Here is a 20,473-nt window from a genome sequence, read left to right as displayed (position 1 = left end):
GAAGTTGCGGCCCGAGCCCGCCATAGAGTTGTTGCGCGCTCAGATCGAAAAGATCAAAGGCCGAAGCCGGCGCGCAAAATCGGTGCTCCCATTCGGAATCGCCGAGGTCGACTCGCGCCTGCCAGGCGGTGGCCTAGCACTCGGCGCGCTGCACGAAATCGCAGGCGGCGGTAACGGCGCTATCGACGGCGCTGCCGCCGCCCTGTTTGCAGCCGGCGTTGCCGCCCGCACCAAGGGCAAGGTGCTCTGGGTTATCACTCGCCCGGACCTGTTCGCACCAGCGCTGGCCCAGGCAGGCCTGCCCCCGACCGGGTCATCTACGTCGAGGCCGGCAACGACAAGACCGTGCTCGCCTGCATTGAGGAAGGTTTGCGGCATGGCGGCCTCGGAGCCGTGGTCGGCGAAGTCGCAAGGCTCGACATGACCGCGTCCCGGCGGCTTCAGCTTTGCGCCGAAGAAAGTGGCACGATCGGCCTCGCCCTACGGCGCTGGCGGCGACAAACCGAAGCAGCCGATTTCGGCCAGCCCACGGCCGCTTCAACGCGATGGCGCGTCTCGGTCATGCCGTCGGCAGTGCTGCCGGTGCCAGGCGTCGGCCGACACCGTTGGCTGCTGGAACTGATTCGGGCCCGCGCGGGCGAAAGCGGAGATTTTGAAGTGGAGGCATGTGATGACTCGGGTCGTCTCGCTGTTCCTGCCGAGCTGGTCCGTCGACCGGCACAGGCGGAAGGCTGGCGGCGCGGCGCCTCCGGCTGAGGCACCGCTCGCTCTGATAGGCCGTGACGGGAGAAAGCAGGTGGTGCTGGCGGCGGACGCTGCGGCCCATCGAGCCGGCGTGCGCGTAGGAATGCCCGCCACGCAGGCGCGTGTCATCGTGCCCGACCTTATCGTTCATGATCATGACGCGGCCGGCGATGCAGATGCTCTCGACCGGCTCGCGCTCTGGGTGCTTCAGCGGTATGCGCCGATCGTCGCTGCCGACGCCGGCGACGGGCTCGTGATCGATTCCACCGGCGCAGACCATCTCCATGGCGGCGAAGAGGTCATGCTCGCGGGCTTGATCGACAGGCTCGCGGCATCAGGCGTGCGCGCCCGGGCCGCGATCGCCGACACTTGGGGTGCGGCTCACGCCTTGGCGCGCTTTGATGCCCGGCCGGTCCTGGTGGCCCCCATCGGCCACGGCGCATCCGTCCTCGCAGGGCTGCCGCTCGCAGCCCTGCGACTGCCGACCGAAACCGTCTCCGGGCTGCAGATCCTCGGCTTCGAGCGGATTGGAGATCTCCTCGCGCAACCGCGCGCGCCGTTTACGCTGCGCTTCGGCCCGCAGCTCGGCCGTCGCATCGATCAGGCGCTCGGTATGCTCAGTGAGCCCATCGAGCCCGTGCGGCCAGACGAGTTGATCGAGGTGAAACGGAATTTCGCTGAGCCGATCAGCGCGGCTGAAACCATCGCTCGCTACATCGGCAAACTGGTCGTCCAGCTCTGCGCTGAGCTTGAGGCAAAGGGTCTCGGGGCCAAACGGCTCGACTTCATCTGCCATCGCGTCGACAAGCTGAAACAGGCCATCCGCGTCGGAACGGCGCTGCCCGTGCGCGACGTCAAACGCCTGTCCCGGCTGCTTACCGACAAGATCGAAACCATTGAGCCAGGCTTCGGCATCGAGACCCTCAGCCTGACCGCGACTCTGGCCGAACCTCTCGCCGAGAAGCAGACCCTGACCGTTATGGTCGATGAAGGGGTTCCGGATGTCTCTGACCTGGTCGACACCCTTATCAACCGCGTGGGCGAGCGAAGCCTCTATCGTGCTGCGCCCGTCGCAACCGAGGTGCCGGAGCGCTCGGTCTGCCGGATTGCGCCGATGGCTCCGGAAACAGGAGCGACCTGGCCAAGCCGCTGGCCGCGGCCCTCGCGGCTGCTGGCGCCTCCCGAGTTGATCGACACCGTCGCGCTTCTCCCAGACCACCCGCCCGTTTCCTTCACCTGGCGCGGTATCCGTCGCCGCGTCCGCCGCGCCGATGGCCCCGAGCGCATCCGCGGCGAATGGTGGCGGCGCGACGCCGAGCTGGCCGCAGTTCGCGACTATTTCAGGGTCGAGGACGATGCGGGCGAGCGCTACTGGATTTTCCGCTCAGGCGACGGCGAGGACCCCAACACCGGCTCGCAGCGCTGGTTCATGCATGGGGTGTTCGGATGACCGCGCAGCGCTATGCCGAGCTGCAGGCGACGTCGCATTTCTCTTTCTTGAGGGGCGCGTCCTCTTGCGACGAATTATTCGCGCAGGCCGCTGCGCAAGGCATCGAAGCGCTGGCCATCGTCGACCGCAACTCGCTTGCCGGCATCGTACGCGCCTTCGAGGCCGCCAAGGCGACCGGCGTGCGGCTGATCGTCGGCTGTCGCCTCGATCTCGCCGATGGCATGTCGATCATGGTCTATCCAACCGACCGCTCGGCCTATGGACGGCTCTGCCGGCTGCTTTCCCTCGGCAAGAAGCGCGGCGGCAAGGCCAAGTGCATTCTCACCTGGGAGGATGTTGTCGCTTACGGCGACGGGCTGATCGCCATTCTCGTGCCGGACGAGGCCGACGAAACCTGCGGCCTCCATTTGCGACGCCTCCGGGACGCTTTCGGTGACCGGGCCTACATGGCGCTGACCCTTCGCCGTCGGCCGAACGATCAGCTGCGCGTTCACGAGTTATCGAACATGGCGACGCAGATGCGGGTGCCAGCCGTCGTTACCAACGACGTGCTCTACCACGAGCCGGCACGGCGCATTCTCCAGGATGTGGTGACGTGCATCCGCCACGGCATAACCATCGACGAGCTCGGTGATCGCCGTGAATTTGGCGACCGCTACCTCAAGCCGCCGGAGGAAATGTACCGGCTCTTCCCCCGCAATCCCGAGGCGGTCGCTCGCTCGATCGAGATCGCCGCGCGTTGCCGCTTCGATTTGAAGGAGTTGGCCTATCAGTATCCTGAGGAACGCGACGACCCGACGCTCACCCCACAGGAGACGCTGGAAAAACTGACCAGGGAGGGCGCGGAGGCGCGTTATCCTGAAGGGTTGCCTGACAGCGTACGGGCTTCGCTCGAACACGAGCTTCGCCTCATCGCGAAGCTTGAGTATGCGCCCTACTTCCTGACCGTAAACAGCATCGTCCGCTTTGCGAGATCCAAAGACATCCTGTGTCAGGGACGCGGATCGGCAGCCAATTCGGCCGTGTGCTACGTCCTCGGCATCACCTCCATCGATCCCGGTCGCAACGACCTGCTGTTCGAAAGGTTCGTCAGCGAAGAGCGTCGCGAACCGCCGGACATCGACGTCGACTTTGAGCATGCCAGGCGCGAAATTGTCATGCAGTGGGTGTTCGAGACCTATGGCCGCGACCACGCCGCGCTGTGCTCGACCGTCATCCGCTACGGAACCAAGGGCGCGATGCGCGATGTCGGCAAGGCGCTCGGCCTCACCGACGACCTTATCAAGACGCTATCGAGCCAGGTTTGGGGCTGGTCGGAAGGGGTCGAAGCCAAGCACGTCGAAGCTCTCAACCTCAATCTTGGCGACCGCCGCCTGCGCCTGGCGCTAGATCTCGCGCGGCAGCTCATGGGCGCGCCCCGTCATCTGTCACAGCATCCCGGCGGCTTCGTCCTGACCCATGACCGCCTGGACGAGTTGGTCCCGATCGAGCCCGCGGCGATGGCCGACAGGCAAGTGATCGAATGGGACAAGGACGACATCGACTCGCTCCGCTTCATGAAGGTCGATGTTCTGGCCCTGGGAATGCTCACCTGCATGAAGCTCGGCTTCGACATGCTTGCCGATCACAAAGGGATCAATCTCGACCTCGCTTCCATCCCGGCCGAGGACCCGCGCACCTACGCGATGATCAGAAAGGCCGACACTCTAGGGACCTTCCAGATCGAAAGCAGAGCGCAGATGTCGATGCTGCCGCGGCTGAAGCCCCGAACCTATTACGACCTCGTGGTTCAAGTCGCGATCGTCAGACCCGGCCCAATCCAGGGCGACATGGTCCATCCGTATCTGCGCCGCCGCGAAGGTTTGGAGCCCGTCGTCTATCCCAAGCCGGAGCTGGAAAAGGTGCTCGGAAAAACCCTCGGCGTTCCGCTCTTTCAGGAGCAGGCCATGAGGGTGGCGATCGAGTGCGCCGGCTTCACGCCTGGCGAAGCCGATTTGCTGCGCAAGTCGATGGCGACATTCAAATTCACGGGCGGTGTCTCATCGTTCAAGGCCAAGCTGATCGACGGCATGGTCGCTAACGGGTACGAGCGCGATTTCGCCGAGGCGACCTTCAAGCAACTCGAAGGCTTTGGAAGTTACGGATTTCCGGAATCGCACGCAGCCTCTTTTGCGCTGATCGCCTACGCCAGCGCCTGGCTGAAATGCTGGCATCCCGACATCTTCTGCGCAGCGCTCCTCAACGCCCAGCCGATGGGCTTCTATGCGACTGCCCAGATCGTGCGCGACGCGATCGAGCACGGCGTCAAGGTCCGTCCCGTTTGCGCCAATGCGTCAAGATGGGATTGCACGCTGGAGCCGACCGAGGACGATAGCCGCTTTGCCGTCCGTCTCGGACTGCGCATGGTCAAGAACCTTGCCAATGCCCATGGTGCGGCGATGGTTGCGGCGCGCGCCGACCAGCCGTTCGCGTCGATCGATGATCTCTGGCGCCGCGCCGGCGTTCCGTCCGCAGCCCTTGTGCAACTCGCGGAGGCTGACGGATTTCGGCCTTCCTTCGGGCTCGCCCGCCGCGAGGCGTTATGGGCGATCAAGGCCTTGCGGGATGAACCGTTGCCGCTTTTTGCAGCCGCCGCCGCTTGTGAGAATGAAATCGTCCCCGAGGTAAACGAGCCCTCCGTTGCGCTGCGGCCAATGACCGCCGGCAGCGAGGTGGTCGAGGATTACGGCCATGTCGGGCTGACCTTGCGTGATCATCCGCTTTTATTCCTCCGCGAGGACCTGCGGCGCCGCCGCATCGTGACGTGCGCCGACGCCATGGCAACGCGCGACGGCCGCTGGCTCGAGGCCGCCGGCATCGTCCTCGTCCGTCAGCGGCCGGGCAGCGCCAAAGGCGTCATGTTCATCACGCTGGAGGATGAGACCGGCATCGCCAATCTCGTTGTCTGGGCCAAGGTCTTCGAGGCCAATCGGCGTGCCGTCCTATCGGCCAGCATGATGGCGGTACGGGGGCGTATTCAGCGTGAGGGCGACGTCGTTCATCTGGTTGCTCAACGCATCATGGACCTCTCGGCCGATCTCGCCAGCGTCGGCAGCCGCGATGCGGCCTTTCCTCTTCCCCACGGTCGCGGCGACCAGGTCCGCAATGGAGGTTCCGCTCCAGATCCGCGCGAGCTGCCTCCAAAGGGGCTGCGCACGCGCGACATCTATATTCCCGACCTGCACATCGACACGATCAGGGTGAAGAGCCGCAACTTCCACTGACGCCCAAGGACGGACGAGGCGCTGAGCACGGCAACCGCCTCAGAGCGTCGATGCCCTCTACGCATTGTTCTTGAGCTGCCATTGGCTGCGTTCCGACGCCATGCGCCGATAGCCGGACCGCTCGAGCAGCGCGGCGACAGCTTCCCCAGCCTCGAGCAGCAGCGTCGCCGGGGGATTTTCATTGGGGATGTAGAGGACATATCCGTCGTCAACGTCGTTTCGAGTCACCGGCGTGATCGCATGGAAGGTCGCGATCGCCTCGGCAAGCAGCGCTTCGTCCGTGCAATTGATTTCAACGAATAGGTCACGATCGTCATCATAGACGTACAGGCTTGCGTCGTAGATGAATGAACTGAGTGAGTCGCTCGACGGATTCGAGAATTTCGCCGCGAACAGCGTGTCGCTGTAGCGGCCGGGGTAGGCGCCGTGAGTGCTGAACCCGAACTTCTCCGCAGCGAGATCCACTGCCGGCTCGATCGACAACAGACTCATATAGCCGGTCTCCACGGGCATATCGCCCTGGCCCAGGCTCTCGGTCACCAGCGCCAGCGCGGTGCCGGACTGATCGAGCGCCGCTCCTCCGCTGAATCCACCGCGCGCCATAGCCGATGCGATGAAATGCAGGACCGGAGAATGACGCACGCGCACCACGGCATTGATCTGTCCAAGCGTGACGACCTGGCTCGGAATCGTTGTGAACGGGATCGGCGGATAGCCGATCACGAGAATATCGGACAGCACGAGGTCATTCTCTCCCAGCGACGCGTCCGTGTGTTGGCTGACAGCGATCGCCGGCAGCGGCGTATCGCCAAGATCGACGCGGAAAACCGCGACATCAAGGCCGTCAGGACCAAAATAGGGTCCATCGACAATTTCCAGCCGACGTGGCGGGGCCGTCTTGCCACCAGCTTCTTCGCTCAGATGCGCCGACTTTGTGGTCGCAATCTCCTTGATCGTGGCCCCTTCGATCACATGCCGGGCCGTGACGAAAATGCCCTTGCCGATGTGGAACGCCGACCCGATCCCCTCGTCCCCCTTTCCATCAATGATGGTGACGAACGCTACGGCTCCTGCCGCGCGCATATATGTCTCTTGAAACGCGCTTTTTTCAGTCATCAGTAGGTATCTCTCAATTCAACCTCGGCCGGATCCCACTGATCGACAGCCATAGCCGTACATTCGGCAATAAGCAGATTAAGGACTGCCTCGATCTTGCGAACGTCATATGAGCCATCGCTCAATGTCTCAGGGGTTTGTTTCAAGAACTCCTTGACGTAGGACTCCTTGAATTCCAACGCCCCCTGATAGATGCCGAGGCCCTTCTTGTAGTTGGTCCAGAGCACCTTGGCTGGCGGGTGACCGCCGACCTCAAGATCGAGATAGCATTCGATCGCTGCAGCACGACGATTGATGTCCGAACTGTGCAGGCCCTCCGGCCCCTCAGCCGGAAACGCGCGAAACGCGTCGAGCTCGGGCAGCATGATCCGGCGCATATTGGCAGGAAGGGTGAGAGCCGAAAGCTTCTGATGAGCGTCGAGCCCCTCGGCATCGTTATCGAAAACAAAGACAACCTGGTTCTGGACGTCGATTTTCGCGAGGCCTTCGGCAAACTTCACCAGATTGCCGGTGCCGGAAAACGGATGGCTCTCGCTTACGTCGATAAACCGAAAGAAGTCCGCGACGCCTGGGCGCAAGAGCGCGAGGGCGTGCTTCAAGATATGCACGTCCGAACTGCCTTCTGTCGCGATCAGGAACGTCTCGGTCCGCCGGGCGTGCGGCACGAACTCGCGCTCCGGCGCATAGCCGCCTTCGACCAACGGCCCATACTGCCAGACGACCGGCGCATCACCGTTCGCCTCCGCCAGTATTCGCAGAACCGAATACGGGTGCAGGATATCGACTAAACCGCCGAAAAAGGTCCGCTCCGAATAAGCTTGGCTGCCGTGAGGTCGATAAAGGGGAAGCCGCTCAAGCTGCATCTCGGCAAACCGACCCCGAATCTTCGCTTCGCTTGCGTCGTCGGAACCTAAGACGAATGTGTCGTCGAGACGATCGAGGGGATGCGCGTTCACAAACTCCGCGAACTCCACAAAGCTCATCGCATCTGGAGCTGGTCCATCCTCCTCGTCCTGAAAAGACTGCCTCTCCTCCAGCCAGTTTTGTACGACGGCGTCGTATTCGCGCCGTACCCGCTCCAAATCAAAGCCCAGGAGTTCTAGTCGGGGAACGACATCTCTGAGCTGCCGCGTGAACGCCATTTCAGAAGGCGTGGGATCCTCGCCTTCCGTCTCGTACCAATCATAGTTGAGTTGATCACTCTTGATCGCCTTCCGATCTTGCTCCTGGAAAATAGATCCGTGATCAATTCCGCGGTGGTTCTTGCTGTACGTAACCGACACCCCGGCGACGTCGAGTGTAATCTCAGTTCCCAATCTCTATTCCCCCGGACCATCCCATCGCGCCAGTCGATGCTACCACGTCGCACCATTAGCCTACCTGCTCGACCTTGAGCGATCCTGGCCGTAAGGGCTTGATAAGGTCGCGTGCTGAAACGGACGGATCGAGCCAGTCAGACCAAGCCTCGCGCTCGAGAACAACAATCTGCCGATCATGATATGGCGCGATATCGGGCCCGGGCTCCATGGTCAGCATGGTAAAGGCTTCGCCGACATCCTTGGTCTCGCGCCAGATGCCCGCGATGCACATCAGGCGCTCGTCGCTTTTCGTGAAAAGCCACTTGTCCTTGCGTTTCTTCCCCTTCTCGGTGGGATCGGTGAATTCATAGAAACCGTCGGTGACGATCAGGCAGCGGTTCGAGGTGAACTCCCGGCCCTCCGATCGAAAATTATAGACGGGCCGCTTGTTCTGGCCCGGCCAACTCCATCGCCGCTGCACAAGGTCGCCTTCACCGCGTGCGCCGTCGACGGTCCGGATGATCGGCCCGATATCAGTAATCTTGATGTCGTCGCGCGCCTCGATGTTCGGTGCGCCTTCGCCAAAGCGGATTTTGATCTTCAGGTCGGCGAAGTCCTCGACGATCGAGGCAATGTCCACCTTCAGTCGATAATCATTGCACATGGGTCCTCCGTTTCCGTCGCGCTTGCCGTGCGACCATGTTCTTGGTATGTTCGCAGATCATGAGCGCAACTGTATTCGACTCCGATGCATCGCTCGACGAACGCCGTATCATCATAAGGCGCGACGACGGCGATGTTGAGATGGTGGAGCTGCCCTGGGGACTTCAACCCCGCGAAGCTGAGGGCCGCCCCTTCTCTGTCGTGCGCGCAGAAGGCAGAACGTTTCCCAGTCATCGCTGCCTGATACCGGCTTCCGAATTCCGCCATCGTAGTCACGGCAAACACTATTGCCTCTCCCTCTCCAACGGTGACTGGTTCTACTTCGCGGGGATCTGGCAGCCTGCAACACGTCAATGGCCAGAGGCCTATGCGATCCTTACGACGACGGCGAATGACGATGTCTCCCCGTACCATGATCGGCAAATGGCGGTCTTGCGGCGAGACCAGCGAATGGATTGGCTCGATCTCACCGTGCCCGAGAATGAACTCCTGCGACCGCTGCCTGCCGGAAGCTTCAAGGTCGCACGCCTGCAAGAGCACTACGCCCAGGACGCACTCGCGTTCTGAAATCCGGATGTCCGCTTTTACGGTTCTACGGTTTTGCGGGGGAAAGCCTTCCCCTGCGCCCGAGCCCCGCGGTCTCGGTCGACCCCTTCTGCGGGGCCGGCTGCCCCGCAACGCCCCGCAGAGTGAGAGTGCGGACGGGTTTGCCGTGACGGGTTGAGGGCTGGGAGAGAGGCTTCCGGCGCCCGTCGCGGAGACCCGCGATGACCAAGCATCAGCGCCAGGCGGCCCCAGATCGGGCGAGCCTCTACGACGACATCACGACCAAGATCATCGGCGAACTCGAAGCCGGCCGGCTTCCGTGGGTTCAGCCTTGGGGCACAGCGGCCGCCAAAGCGCCGCTCGCGCTGCCGCGGAACGCCTCGACCGGAAGGGCATATTCCGGCATCAACGTCCTGATCCTTTGGGGCGCGGTCATCGACCGCGGCTATCCGAGCCAGACCTGGCTCACCTTCCGCCAGGCGCTCTCGCTTGGCGCCAACGTCCGAAAGGGCGAACGCGGCACAACGGTTGTCTACGCCGACCGTTTCGTGCCGGAAGGCGAGAAGCGGCGCGCCCGCGAAACCGGTGAGGATGCCCAGGCGATCCCGTTCCTGAAGCGCTTTACCGTCTTCAACACAGCCCAATGCGACGGGCTTCCCGACGAACTCACGACACAGGCGGCGGCGCCGACGCCCGACCTCATCGAGCCTCGTGTGGAAGCGCTTATCAAAGCGACCGGGATCGAATTCCGGATTGGTGGCAATCGCGCATTCTATGCGCCCGGTCCCGACTTCGTGCAGGTCCCCCACCGCAGGCCTATTTCGAGCCCATTAACTGGCACCGCACGGCGCTTCACGAACTCGGCCATGCTACCGGCCACGCATCCCGCGTCGGGCGCGATCTCTCGGGCTCGTTCGGCACCAAGAAGTACGCCTTCGAGGAGTTGGTCGCCGAGATCAACGCAGCCTTCTGCTGCGCCTCGATCGGCATCGTGCCGACCGTCAGGCATGCCGATTATGTCGGCTCCTGGCTTGAGGTCCTGCGCGAGGACAACCGCGCCATCGTGCGCGCCGCCAGCCAGGCCAGCAAGGCGGCCGACTATCTGCTGAGCTTCCTCCCCCGGAGGACGAGGCCTCAGCCGCGTTTTCCCGAGCAGCCTGACTTTCCACAGGCTTGAATCGCGACCGGACCTTGCCCATCTGTAGCCCATAGGTTACAACGGGGGAGGCTCGGGAGCGCGGATGGCTATAGTCAAAATCAATCCGATCAAAATCGAGGGCCGCTGGCACTCGGGAATTGCGCTGGATCTTCATACGACCAGCAGCACCCCGACCGGGCCAAATGAATTCGGACATATGCAGTTCGATACTGTGCGGCCGGAAATTGCGGAACTGCTGTTCCGCTTGAAGAACCGCGCGGACAAGGACGCCGCTGGACCCATCATCGAAAGCACCGCGAACTTCCTCGCGCAATATCGCGACAAGTTCGATTGCATCGTTCCGGTCCCACCGTCGCATCAGCGCGCTTTGCAGCCGGTCATTGTCCTCGCCGAGGGGATCGGAGCGGCACTTGGCGTTCCGGTGCTGTCCTGCATCACCACGACACGCTCGACGTCCCAGCTGAAGAATGTGACTGATCCCGAGGAGCGAAAGAAGCAGGTCGAGGGTCTCTATCAGGTCGACGCAACGCAGACCCAGGGGCGCAGTATCCTGCTCTTCGACGATCTCTTTCGGTCCGGAACCACGATGAACGCCATCACGGATGAGCTGCTCGGCCCAGGCAAGGCCGCGTCGGTCCGTGCCCTCACCATCACAAAAACACGGAGCAACCATTGAACACGATCTTCATAGGCGGCTCGCGACACGTTTCCCGGCTTCCCCCGAGGTTAAGAAGCGGCTCGACAATGTCGTCGCGAGCGGCCACCGCGTCATCGTCGGAGACGCCAACGGCGCCGACAAAGCGGTTCAGAAGCACTTCCTCGACAAGCACTATGACAAGGTCACGGTGTTCTGCTCGGGTAGCGCGCCACGCAACAATCTCGGACCGTGGGTCATCCATCAGGTCGATGCGCCCAAGAGCGCCAAAGGCTTCCAGTTCTACGCGGCCAAGGACCGGGAGATGGCGCGCGAAGCCGACTTCGGCCTGATGATCTGGGATGGCAAGAGCCCGGGCACCGTCCTCAACGTCCTTCGCCTCGCACTCGCCGGAAAGATCGCCGTCCTCTTCAACGTTCCCGACAAGGATGTCTTGAATATCAAGTCCGTGGATGCGTGGAAGAACTTCATCGCGCAGTGCAGCGACGATCTGCGCAAGGATGTGAAGGAGCGCGCGACCCCCGATGAGTGGCGGCTGGTCGAAACCAGCAATCAGCCCACTTTCCTGTCCTCCATGGAGGAAGCACCTACGGCTGAAGCGGAGGGAGCCCCCTGGCCGAAGCACCTAAGGACATCGCGGCCGAGGCCGGCCCGGCCTCGCTTCCTCAAGGGCCCTCACTCGACGATGTCGTGAAGGCGCTCAATGACGCGCTCGCTCGCGCGGATACGAGCGCGATCAAGGAGACGCTCGGCCAATTCGCACGCGATCGGGGCATGAGCCAGGTCGCGCGTGAAACCGGCCTCGCTCGCGAGAGCCTCTATCGATCGCTCGATTCCAAGGGAAATCCCGAATTCACCACGATCCTGAAGGTGCTGTCCTCGGTCGGACTTCGTCTTGAAGTGAAGCCCGACGAAGGGAAGACGGAAACCCAACCGGCCGAATCCGACGCCGAGCCGCAGCGCGCCCGAACAGGCGTCGCCGCGCGATAGAGGGAGAGGAGTGACGGGATTTTCGTGACGGGTTGGAGGTCGAGAGAGAGTCTCCCGACCGCCCGTCGCGGAGTAAATCCCGATGGCTACTGCTGTTCAGAAGATCGTCCTGTCGTCCTCGCGCGACATTCCCTTCAACAAGCTCATTCTCTCCCAGACCAACGTTCGGACCAGAAAAGACGGCATCTCGATCGAGGACCTGGCGGCGTCGATCGCCCGTCGTGGACTGATCCAGAGCATTCACGTGCGCCCAGTTCTCGACGCCGATGGCGCCGAGACCGGCATGTTCGACGTCCCCGCCGGGGGCCGTCGCTACCGCGCTCTCGACCTTCTGGTGAAGCAGAAGCGACTCGCCAAGACCGCGCCGGTCCCATGTGTTGTCGGCGACGCCAAGAGCCCGATCCTGGCAGAAGAGGTTTCCCTCGCCGAAAATATCGAACGGCTGCCGCTGACACCTCTCGAGCAGTTCCGCGCATTCGCCGCGATGCTGTCGAAGGGCATGTCGGAAGAAGAGATCGCTTCGGCCTTCCTAGTTCAGGTGCCGGTGGTCAAGCAGCGTCTCCGGCTCCTCACTGTCTCGCCGGCGCTGTTGGAGGTCTACGAGGCCGACGACATGACGCTCGAACAGCTTATGGCTTTCACCGTCTCCAGCGATCACGCCCGACAGGAGCAGGTCTGGGACGCCATCAAGAACGCTTGGTCAAAGGAGCCATACCAGATCCGGCGCATGCTGACCGAGCAAACCGCGCGCGCTTCCGACAAGCGGGCCGTGTTCGTCGGCCTCGATGCTTACGAGGCCGCCGGCGGCGCGATCATGCGGGATTTGTTCGAGGACGATGACGGCGGCTGGCTGCAGGATGTCTCGCTTCTCGATCAGCTTGTCACCGAGAACCTCAAGGTCGCAGGCGAGGAGATCGCGCGCGAGGGCTGGAAGTGGGTCGCGGTCGCCGTCAGCTTTCCCTATGGCGCCGCGAACGGCCTGCGTGAGCTGGTCGGCCACCCCACCGATCTGACTGTCGATGAACAGGTGGCGATCGAGGCCCTGAAGGCGGAATACGACAAGCTCGAAGCCGAGTTTGAAGGGGCCGACGAGTTGCCCGACGAGGTCGACCAGCGCCTTGGCGAGATCAAGACGTCCCTTGCGACCTTCGACAACCGCCCCACCCTCTACGACGCGACCGAGGTCGTGCGCGCCGGCGTCTTCGTCAGCATAGACGCCAACGGCACGCTCGATATCGACCGAGGTTATATCCGACCCGAGGACGAAGCGCCCGCAGAGCCCGTAGGAGAGCCCGTCGAGCCCGGCACGGAGACCGGAGCCGCCGAGACCACGGTCCGACGCGCCGTCATCACCATGGGCGGTGCGCCCGTTGAGCAGGAGGAAGACGATGACGATGTCATCAAGCCGCTCCCCGAGCGTCTGGTGACCGAACTCACCGCCTATCGAACCCTCGCGCTCCGTGACGCAGTCGCCGGCAATCCGCACGTCGCCATGACGGCGCTGCTCCACAAGCTCGTAACCGACACCTTCCTTCGAACGTCTGCGAGCGGCGCCTGCCTAGAAGCGTCGGTCCGCCACGTTTTCTTTCCCGCCCAGCCGGACGACCTCAAGGACAGCCCGTCCGCCAAGTCGGTCGCCGAGCGCCATGAGGCTTGGAAGGCCGACGTGCCGACCGACGATGACGCGCTATGGGACTGGATCGCGGGCCTCGACGACACCAGTAGGATGGCGCTGCTTGCGCACTGCGTCAGCTATGGCGTCAACGCGCTGGTCGAGAAGGTCGATCGGTACGGCGGCGCCGGCCTGTCGCAGCATAACCTGGATCGCCGCGTCGGCCAGGCCGACAGGCTTGCGCAGGCAGTGGGTCTCGACATGGTCGACGCCGGCTGGCGCCCAACCTCCGGCAATTACCTCGGCCGCGTCACCAAGATCCGCATTCTCGAAGCAGTTCGCGAAGGCGCCGGCGCGCAGGCCGCCCAGCTCATCGACCACCTGAAGAAGGGTGCTATGGCCAAGGAGGCCGAGCGCCTGCTGGCCGACACCGGATGGCTGCCGGAGCCCCTGCGGCTGGTCGTCGACGAGCCGAGCGCTGCTCAGCTCTCTACGGGCGAGGCCGGCGCGGCAGTCGAGCTGCCGCAATTCCTCTCCTCCAATGAGGAGGACTCGGAGATGGCCGACGCCGAGGACGATCCGGTCGCCTTAGTCGCCGCGGAGTGACGTTCGCGGGGCGGCTTCGGCCGCCCCGTCCACTCTTCTCGAATCGCGCCCTTGACAAATTCAGATTAACGTACCACCTTATTTCGTACCACCATACGACGTACCACCCTATGATGTCTAGATCGCGAGGAGCGCCCATGACCGACAAGAAGCCACTCTCCCGTGTCCAGAAGCAACGCGAGATCCGCGTCGCCGCCGGATGGCAGGAGGTGAAGGTGTGGGTCCCCACTGAAAAGGACGCCGAAGATATCCGTAACCTGGCCGAGGAGCGTCGAAAAAAAGCCGAAGCGCTCGAAGGCCTCCACCACGAGGTGAAAACAGTGACACTAGAAACCCAGACCCGCATCGCCCATGCGATTGCCGAGCACGGCTCGGCCGCCTACACTCACTCTTCCGGGGCAGTCCTCGATCTGATGACGAAGCTCGCCGACGAGGACGATCTCCAGAGCTTCTCGCGTGCCTTCATCATCCTGGCGCGCGCAAAGCCGACTAATGCCGCATCGGTCGCGAGCTTCATACCGGCGAAGATCAGCAACTTTCTCGTCAAACATCGGGGCGTCGACGCGCGTATGATGATGAACTGGACCCACACTCATCCCGAATGGACCGACCGCCTCAAGGAGGCGGTTCGCGATCCGGAACGGTTCGAGCTGGTCGTCGAGGCCATGGCGCAGGAAATGAAGCGCCCTCACTGACTGCTTCACACCCCCAAAGGAGGCCCGGCGAAAGCCGGGCTTTTTTAATGCCCGCGTCGGGCGCTGCCCAACGCGGGAAGTTCGAGAGCAAGAGGACGGCCGGGACGGGTTTGAGCCCGTCCGGTCGAGAGAGAGCGCCGGGCCCGCTCACCGTGTCCTGCTCTCCGAGGTTTCCTCCATGCCTTACTCCCTGCTCCCCGCGGTCGAGCCCGCGACCCCGCCTCAGCCCGCACTCAAAGCGCCTCCAGCCTCCGCCATCCTTGCTGCTGTCGGCCACCTCCTCCCTCATCTGGAAAAGGGCCGCCCCGTCGACGCCGCGGTCCTTCGCTCCGCCATGGAACAGGCCTTCGGTGCGTCCGACGCCAGCGGCGCCTGGGACTGGAAGACGGCTTACGACGCCTGTGAGGCAGCCACCGTCCTGTTCCTGCACAAATACGGAAAGCCGCTTTTCCGCAAAGCCGCGTCTCCGGCTGCACGTCTCTCCGCGCTCACCAAGATCGCGAGCCTGCTACCGACCCATACGCGCCGGTCTGAGGAAGCTCAGGCTTTCCAGCAGTTCTCGACGCCGATCCCTCTCGGCCTGGCGGCATTGACCGCCACGTCGCTTACACCCTCAGATCGGGTGCTGGAGCCCTCGGCCGGCACCGGCCTAATCGCGATCCTGGCGGAGGTCGCCGGCTCCGATCTCATCCTCAACGAGCTGGCCGAGGCTCGCGCCGATCTGCTCGCAGCCCTCTTTCCGGCCGTTTCGGTCACGCGCTTCGACGCAGTCCAGATCCACGATCACCTCGATCGCGCCGCCATCCCCAGCGTCGTCATCATGAACCCGCCATTCTCCGTCATGGCGAACGTCTCCGGGCGTGTGGCGGACGCCGCCTATCGCCACATCGCCTCGGCGCTTGCGCGGCTCGCTCCGGGCGGTCGGTTGGTCGCGATCACCGGCGCCAATCTCTCGCCCGAGCTGCCGGCCTGGCGAGACAGATTCGTCCGGCTGCAGGAGCGCAGCCGCGTCGTGTTCACCGCGGCGATCGCGGGCTCGGTCTATGCCAAGCACGGCACGAGCATCGAAACGCGCCTGACCGTCATCGACAAAGCGCCGGCCAAGGATGCGGCTCGCTTTCCCGAATCCCCTGGTGTTGCAGCGGACGTGGCGACGCTGCTCGCCTGGATCGAGCGGGACGTCCCACCACGGCTCGCCGTCACGCTGCCGAAGGCAAGGCCCGACGCCGCACCGCGCACCGTTCGCGGCTATCTCGCCCGGGCGGCAGCCGCAGCGCCCGCCCGGCGCACGGCTGAGATCGAGGGCGTGCCGCTCGACTATGAGACCGTGGACTGGACGCCGCCCGAGGGTGGCCGCCTGTCGGACTCGATCTACGAGGTCTATACGCTCCAGTCGATCCGCATCCCGGGCGCGCAGCCGCATCCCACCAAACTGGTGCAATCGGCCGCCATGGCGTCAATCGCGCCTCCGAAGCCGAGCTACCGTCCGACGCTTCCGGTGGCTATCGTCACCGACGGCGTGCTGTCCGACGCTCAGCTCGAAACGATCATCTATGTTGGCGAAGCCCACGGCGAATTTCTCAGCGGCGCCTGGACCGTGGACGAGACCGGCGATCTCGTCACCGCTGCGCCGGATGATGCGCCGAACGTCATCCGCTTCCGCCGGGGCTTCATGCTCGGCGACGGCACGGGCGCCGGCAAGGGCCGCCAGTCCGCCGGCATCATTCTCGACAATTGGCTCCAGGGGCGCCGCAAGGCCGTCTGGATTTCCAAGTCCGACAAGTTGCTCGAAGACGCCCAGCGCGATTGGTCAGCCCTCGGCATGGAGCGCCTGCTAGTCACGCCGCTGTCGCGCTTCCCGCAAGGGACTTCCATCCGGCTGCACGAAGGCGTCCTATTCACCACCTATGCTACGCTACGGTCCGATGACCGCGGGGAGAAGCTTTCGCGCGTCAAGCAGATCGTCGAATGGTTGGGCTCCGACTTCGACGGAGCGATCATTTTCGACGAGTCCCACGCGATGCAGAATGCCGGCGGCGGCAAGGGAGAACGGGGCGACGTGGCCCCGTCGCAGCAGGGCCGTGCCGGGCTCCGGCTCCAGCACGCGCTCCCCAACGCCCGCATCGTCTACGTCTCGGCGACCGGCGCCACCACCGTCCACAATCTCGCTTATGCCCAGCGGCTCGGTCTCTGGGGCGGCGACGACTTCCCCTTCGCCAATCGCGCCGAGTTCGTCGAGGCGGTGGAGAATGGCGGCGTCGCGGCCATGGAGGTGCTCGCCCGCGATCTGCGCTCGCTCGGGCTCTACACGGCCCGGTCGCTTTCCTATGACGGCATCGAATACGAGTTGGTCGAGCATCAGCTCACGCCCGAGCAGACCCGCATCTACGACGCCTATGCCGGCGCCTTCGCCATCATCCACAATCATCTCGATGCGGCGATGCAGGCCGCCAACATCACCGGCGACAGCGGCACACTGAACCGACAGGCGAAGTCGGCGGCGCGCTCGGCCTTCGAGAGCGCCAAGCAGCGCTTCTTCGGCCATCTGCTGACAAGCATGAAGACCCCGACGCTCGTCCGCTCCATTGAGCAGGACCTAGCCGACGGGCACACCGCCGTCATCCAGATTGTCTCCACCGGCGAAGCGCTGATGGAACGACGCCTCGCCGAGATCCCCACCGAGGAATGGAACGACGTGCGCGTCGACATCACGCCGCGCGAATATGTCCTCGACTACCTCGCCCATTCCTTCCCGGTGCAGCTCTACGAACCGTTCTCCGACAGCGAGGGCAATCTGTCGTCGCGGCCGGTCTACCGGGACGGCCAACCCGTCGAGAGCCGGGAAGCCGTCGCCCGCCGCGACAAGCTGATCGAGCGGCTCGCCTCTCTGGAGCCTGTTCCCGGCGCCCTCGACCAGATCGTCCAGCGCTTCGGCACCGATGTCGTCGCCGAGGTGACCGGCCGTTCGCGGCGCGTGGTGCGCAAGGGCGAGCGCCTTGTCGTCGAGAACCGGGCAGCGTCGGCCAATCTCGGCGAGGCGGCCGCTTTCATGGATGACCAGAAGCGCGTTCTCGTTTTCTCGGACGCCGGCGGCACCGGCCGCAGCTATCACGCGGACCTTGCCGCCAGGAACCAGCGCCTGCGCATCCACTATCTACTGGAGGCCGGCTGGAAGGCCGACGCCGCGATCCAGGGCCTCGGCCGCACCAACCGAACCAACCAGGCGCAGCCGCCGCTCTTCCGGCCGATCGCCACCGACGTGAAGGCCGAGAAGCGCTTCCTCTCGACGATCGCGCGCCGGCTTGACACGCTCGGCGCTATCACGCGCGGCCAACGCCAGACCGGCGGCCAGGGCCTGTTCCGGCCCGAGGACAATCTCGAAAGTCCGTATGCCCGCGATGCGCTGCGCCAGCTCTACCTACTGCTCGTCCGCGGCAAGGTCGAGGGCTGCTCGCTCGACCGCTTCGAGTCCGCCACCGGGCTGAAGCTAATGGACGACAACGGCATCAAGGACGAACTGCCACCGATCACCACCTTCCTCAATCGCCTGCTGGCCCTCACCATCGACCTGCAGGGCGTGCTCTTCACCGCCTTCGAGCAGCTCCTTACCGCCAAGGTCGAGGGCGCGATCCGCAGCGGCGTCTATGACATCGGGCTCGAGACATTGCATGCCGAGAGCTTCGTCGTCACCGACAGCCAGATGATCCACACGCATGCCGGCACCGGCGCGGAGACGCGGCTGCTCACCATCACGCGCCGGCAGTGCAATCGGCCGACGACGCTAGCAGACGCGCTCGACCTTCTCTCCGATCCACGGGCGCAGCTCTTGGTCAACGGCCGCTCCGGCCGCGCCGCCGTGCAGATCCCCGCCCCATCAATGATGCTCGACGATGGCGAGATCGAGCGGCGCGTCTGCCTGGTCCGGCCTATGGAACAGCAATATGCCCCGCTGCGCATGATGGACGAGAGCCACTGGGAGGAAGCCGATCACGGCACCTTCGCGGCAGCGTGGTGTGCGGAACTGAACGAGGTGCCGGAGTTCTCCGACAGCACGATCCATATCGTCGCCGGCCTGCTGTTGCCGATCTGGAAGCGTCTGCCGCACGAGTCGACGCGGGTCTATCGGCTCCAGACCGATGCAGGCGAGCGCATCATCGGCCGCCGCGTCTCGCCCGCCTGGGCGGCGAACGCCGTGACGACGGACGCCGCGTCGCTGACCCCGGAGCAGGCTTTCGCCGCCTTGATGGACGGCACGACGATCCTCGATCTCGCCGATGGGCTCCAGCTCCGCCGCGCTCGGGTCATGAGCGCCCACCGACTGGAACTGACCAATTTCGCCGAGGCCATGCGGGATCGTCTGCGGGCCTATGGCCTGTTCAGCGAGATCATCTCGTGGAAGCTCCGCTTCTTCGTGCCGGTCGACGCGACCGGGCCTGGCGTCCTCGCCAAGTTGCTCGAAACCTTCCCGGTGGCGCGCATCTCCGAGCGGGAGGCTGCGTGATGGCACGTCAGGACCCTTCCGATCTTGCCCATCGTCTCGGCCGGCAGGCCGAGGCGGTGTGCCGGCACTACCTCCCCAGCGGTCGCCGCGAGGGCGGCTACTGGCTGGTGGGCGACGTGCGCAACACGCCGGGCCGGTCGATGTACGTGCGGCTGAAGGACTCGCCGAAGGGCCTCGCCGGCAAATGGACCGATGCCGCGACCGGCGAGCATGGCGATCTCCTCGACGTCATCCGCGAGAGTTGCGGCCTCATCGATTTCAAGGACGTCGCGGACGAGGCCCGGACCTTTCTCAGCATGCCCACACCCGAGCGGGGACCTCGCGAACCGCAGGTGCAGACCACGACGCCGCACGGCTCGCCCGAAGCGGCCCGACGGCTGACCCGCATGTCGCAAGCGATCCACGGCACGCTCGTACAGGCGTATCTCCGGGAACGCGGCATTACGGATTTACGCGGAACCGGAAGCCTGCATTACCACCCGCGCTGCTATTATCGCCCCGACGAGCATTCGCCGACCGAAACCTGGCCGGCAATGATCGCGGCCGTCACCGACCTCGACGGCAAGATCACCGGGGCGCATCGCACCTGGCTCGATCCGCGCCGTCGCGACAAGGCTCCGATCGACACGCCAAGGCGGGCGATGGGTGATCTTCTCAGGCATGCGGTCCGCTTCGGCATCGGTGGCGAGGTGATGGCGGCCGGCGAAGGCATCGAGACCGTGCTGTCGCTCCGGCAAGTCCTTCCCGACATGCCGATGTTGGCGGCGCTCTCGGCAGCCCATCTCGCCGCCATCCTGTTCCCCGACACACTGCGGCGGCTCTACATCGTCCGCGATAACGATCCCGCCGGTGACGGGGCGCGCGACAGCCTGATCGAACGGGCCAATGCGGCGGGGATCGAGGCGATCGTCATCTCGCCCGAACTGGGCGACTTCAACGAGGATCTCCGCACCCTCGGCCTGGATGCGCTGCGGATGGGAACCCGATTGCAGGTCGCACCGCAGGACGTGGCTCGCTTCATGGCGTTGGCGGCATAGCCGGCAGGAGAACGGGAGTGCGGGACGCCGCCGTGCTCGGCGGACGCGTCAATCCGTCGAAGGCGGACCGCGCCTCGGCCTTCTAGGGGGCGATCGGCCCACAAGCCGGCCAGCCGGGCAATGGCGGCGGCCGACTAT

General features: G+C 64.3%; 13 protein-coding genes and 2 pseudogenes. 12 read left to right on the top strand and 3 right to left on the bottom strand.

Features of this window, described 5'->3' with window-relative positions; all coding sequences use genetic code 11:
- Positions 1 to 4: 4 nt before the first annotated feature.
- From EJ077_RS13565 to EJ077_RS13555, 3 genes and pseudogenes are all read left to right on the top strand, one after another.
- Positions 5 to 756 (top strand): annotated as a pseudogene (locus EJ077_RS13565) (ImuA family protein).
- Positions 671 to 2,194: a Y-family DNA polymerase gene (locus tag EJ077_RS13560; RefSeq protein ID WP_135928539.1), complete on the top strand. Its 1,524-nt coding sequence runs from the start codon at positions 671 to 673 to the stop codon at positions 2,192 to 2,194. Before EJ077_RS13565 ends, EJ077_RS13560 begins: the two are co-directional and overlap by 86 nt.
- Positions 2,191 to 5,457, top strand: a complete 3,267-nt coding sequence (locus EJ077_RS13555) for an error-prone DNA polymerase (protein ID WP_135928538.1) — start codon at positions 2,191 to 2,193, stop codon at positions 5,455 to 5,457. Before EJ077_RS13560 ends, EJ077_RS13555 begins: the two co-directional genes overlap by 4 nt.
- A gap of 57 nt (positions 5,458 to 5,514) precedes the next feature.
- Here the strand turns inward: EJ077_RS13555 and EJ077_RS13550 are convergent, their stop codons facing one another.
- The 3 genes from EJ077_RS13550 to EJ077_RS13540 are packed head-to-tail and all read right to left on the bottom strand — an operon-like array spanning position 5,515 to position 8,535.
- The gene (locus tag EJ077_RS13550; RefSeq protein WP_135928537.1) at positions 5,515 to 6,573 is read right to left on the bottom strand and encodes a S1 family peptidase; all 1,059 of its coding nucleotides are present in this window, start codon (positions 6,571 to 6,573) and stop codon (positions 5,515 to 5,517) included.
- Entirely contained in the window at positions 6,573 to 7,889 is a 1,317-nt protein-coding gene (locus tag EJ077_RS13545) for a HEPN/Toprim-associated domain-containing protein (RefSeq protein ID WP_135928536.1), read from the bottom strand. The genes EJ077_RS13550 and EJ077_RS13545 overlap by 1 nt, the downstream gene beginning before the upstream one ends.
- 55 nt (positions 7,890 to 7,944) lie before the next feature.
- A complete protein-coding gene (locus EJ077_RS13540; RefSeq protein ID WP_135928535.1) occupies positions 7,945 to 8,535 on the bottom strand; it encodes an SOS response-associated peptidase in 591 nt (196 codons plus the stop codon).
- 56 nt (positions 8,536 to 8,591) lie between these two features.
- Here EJ077_RS13540 and EJ077_RS13535 point away from each other — a divergent pair, with 56 nt between their 5' ends.
- The 9 genes and pseudogenes from EJ077_RS13535 (at position 8,592) to EJ077_RS13495 (ending at position 20,335) form a co-directional block, all read left to right on the top strand.
- A complete protein-coding gene (locus EJ077_RS13535) occupies positions 8,592 to 9,101 on the top strand; it encodes an SOS response-associated peptidase family protein (RefSeq protein WP_189521808.1) in 510 nt (169 codons plus the stop codon).
- A gap of 266 nt (positions 9,102 to 9,367) precedes the next feature.
- Positions 9,368 to 10,257, top strand: a pseudogene (locus EJ077_RS13530) (ArdC family protein).
- A 64-nt stretch (positions 10,258 to 10,321) separates the two neighbouring features.
- Complete coding sequence (locus EJ077_RS13525) at positions 10,322 to 10,915, top strand: ComF family protein (protein ID WP_210212165.1); 594 nt, start codon at positions 10,322 to 10,324, stop codon at positions 10,913 to 10,915.
- Complete coding sequence (locus EJ077_RS13520; RefSeq protein ID WP_208702586.1) at positions 10,878 to 11,588, top strand: putative addiction module antidote protein; 711 nt, start codon at positions 10,878 to 10,880, stop codon at positions 11,586 to 11,588. The genes EJ077_RS13525 and EJ077_RS13520 overlap by 38 nt, the downstream gene beginning before the upstream one ends.
- Positions 11,585 to 11,884 (top strand): addiction module antidote protein, encoded by a 300-nt coding sequence (locus EJ077_RS32055; protein ID WP_208702584.1) that lies wholly within the window; start codon positions 11,585 to 11,587, stop codon positions 11,882 to 11,884. Before EJ077_RS13520 ends, EJ077_RS32055 begins: the two co-directional genes overlap by 4 nt.
- 82 nt (positions 11,885 to 11,966) lie before the next feature.
- Positions 11,967 to 14,102 carry a ParB/RepB/Spo0J family partition protein gene (locus tag EJ077_RS13510; RefSeq protein ID WP_208702582.1) on the top strand — a complete coding sequence of 712 codons (2,136 nt, stop codon included), beginning with the start codon at positions 11,967 to 11,969 and terminating at the stop codon, positions 14,100 to 14,102.
- 137 nt (positions 14,103 to 14,239) lie between these two features.
- On the top strand, positions 14,240 to 14,797 hold the full coding sequence (locus EJ077_RS13505; protein WP_245458733.1) for a hypothetical protein: 558 nt from the start codon (positions 14,240 to 14,242) through the stop codon (positions 14,795 to 14,797).
- Between the two features lie 334 nt (positions 14,798 to 15,131).
- The gene (locus EJ077_RS13500; RefSeq protein WP_245458732.1) at positions 15,132 to 19,298 is read left to right on the top strand and encodes a strawberry notch family protein; all 4,167 of its coding nucleotides are present in this window, start codon (positions 15,132 to 15,134) and stop codon (positions 19,296 to 19,298) included.
- Positions 19,298 to 20,335, top strand: a complete 1,038-nt coding sequence (locus EJ077_RS13495) for a DUF7146 domain-containing protein (RefSeq protein ID WP_208702578.1) — start codon at positions 19,298 to 19,300, stop codon at positions 20,333 to 20,335. Before EJ077_RS13500 ends, EJ077_RS13495 begins: the two co-directional genes overlap by 1 nt.
- Positions 20,336 to 20,473: the final 138 nt, after the last annotated feature.

Source organism: Mesorhizobium sp. M8A.F.Ca.ET.057.01.1.1, assembly GCF_003952565.1.
Taxonomy (GTDB): Bacteria; Pseudomonadota; Alphaproteobacteria; order Rhizobiales; family Rhizobiaceae; genus Mesorhizobium.
This window is presented reverse-complemented; position numbering and strand designations above follow the sequence as displayed.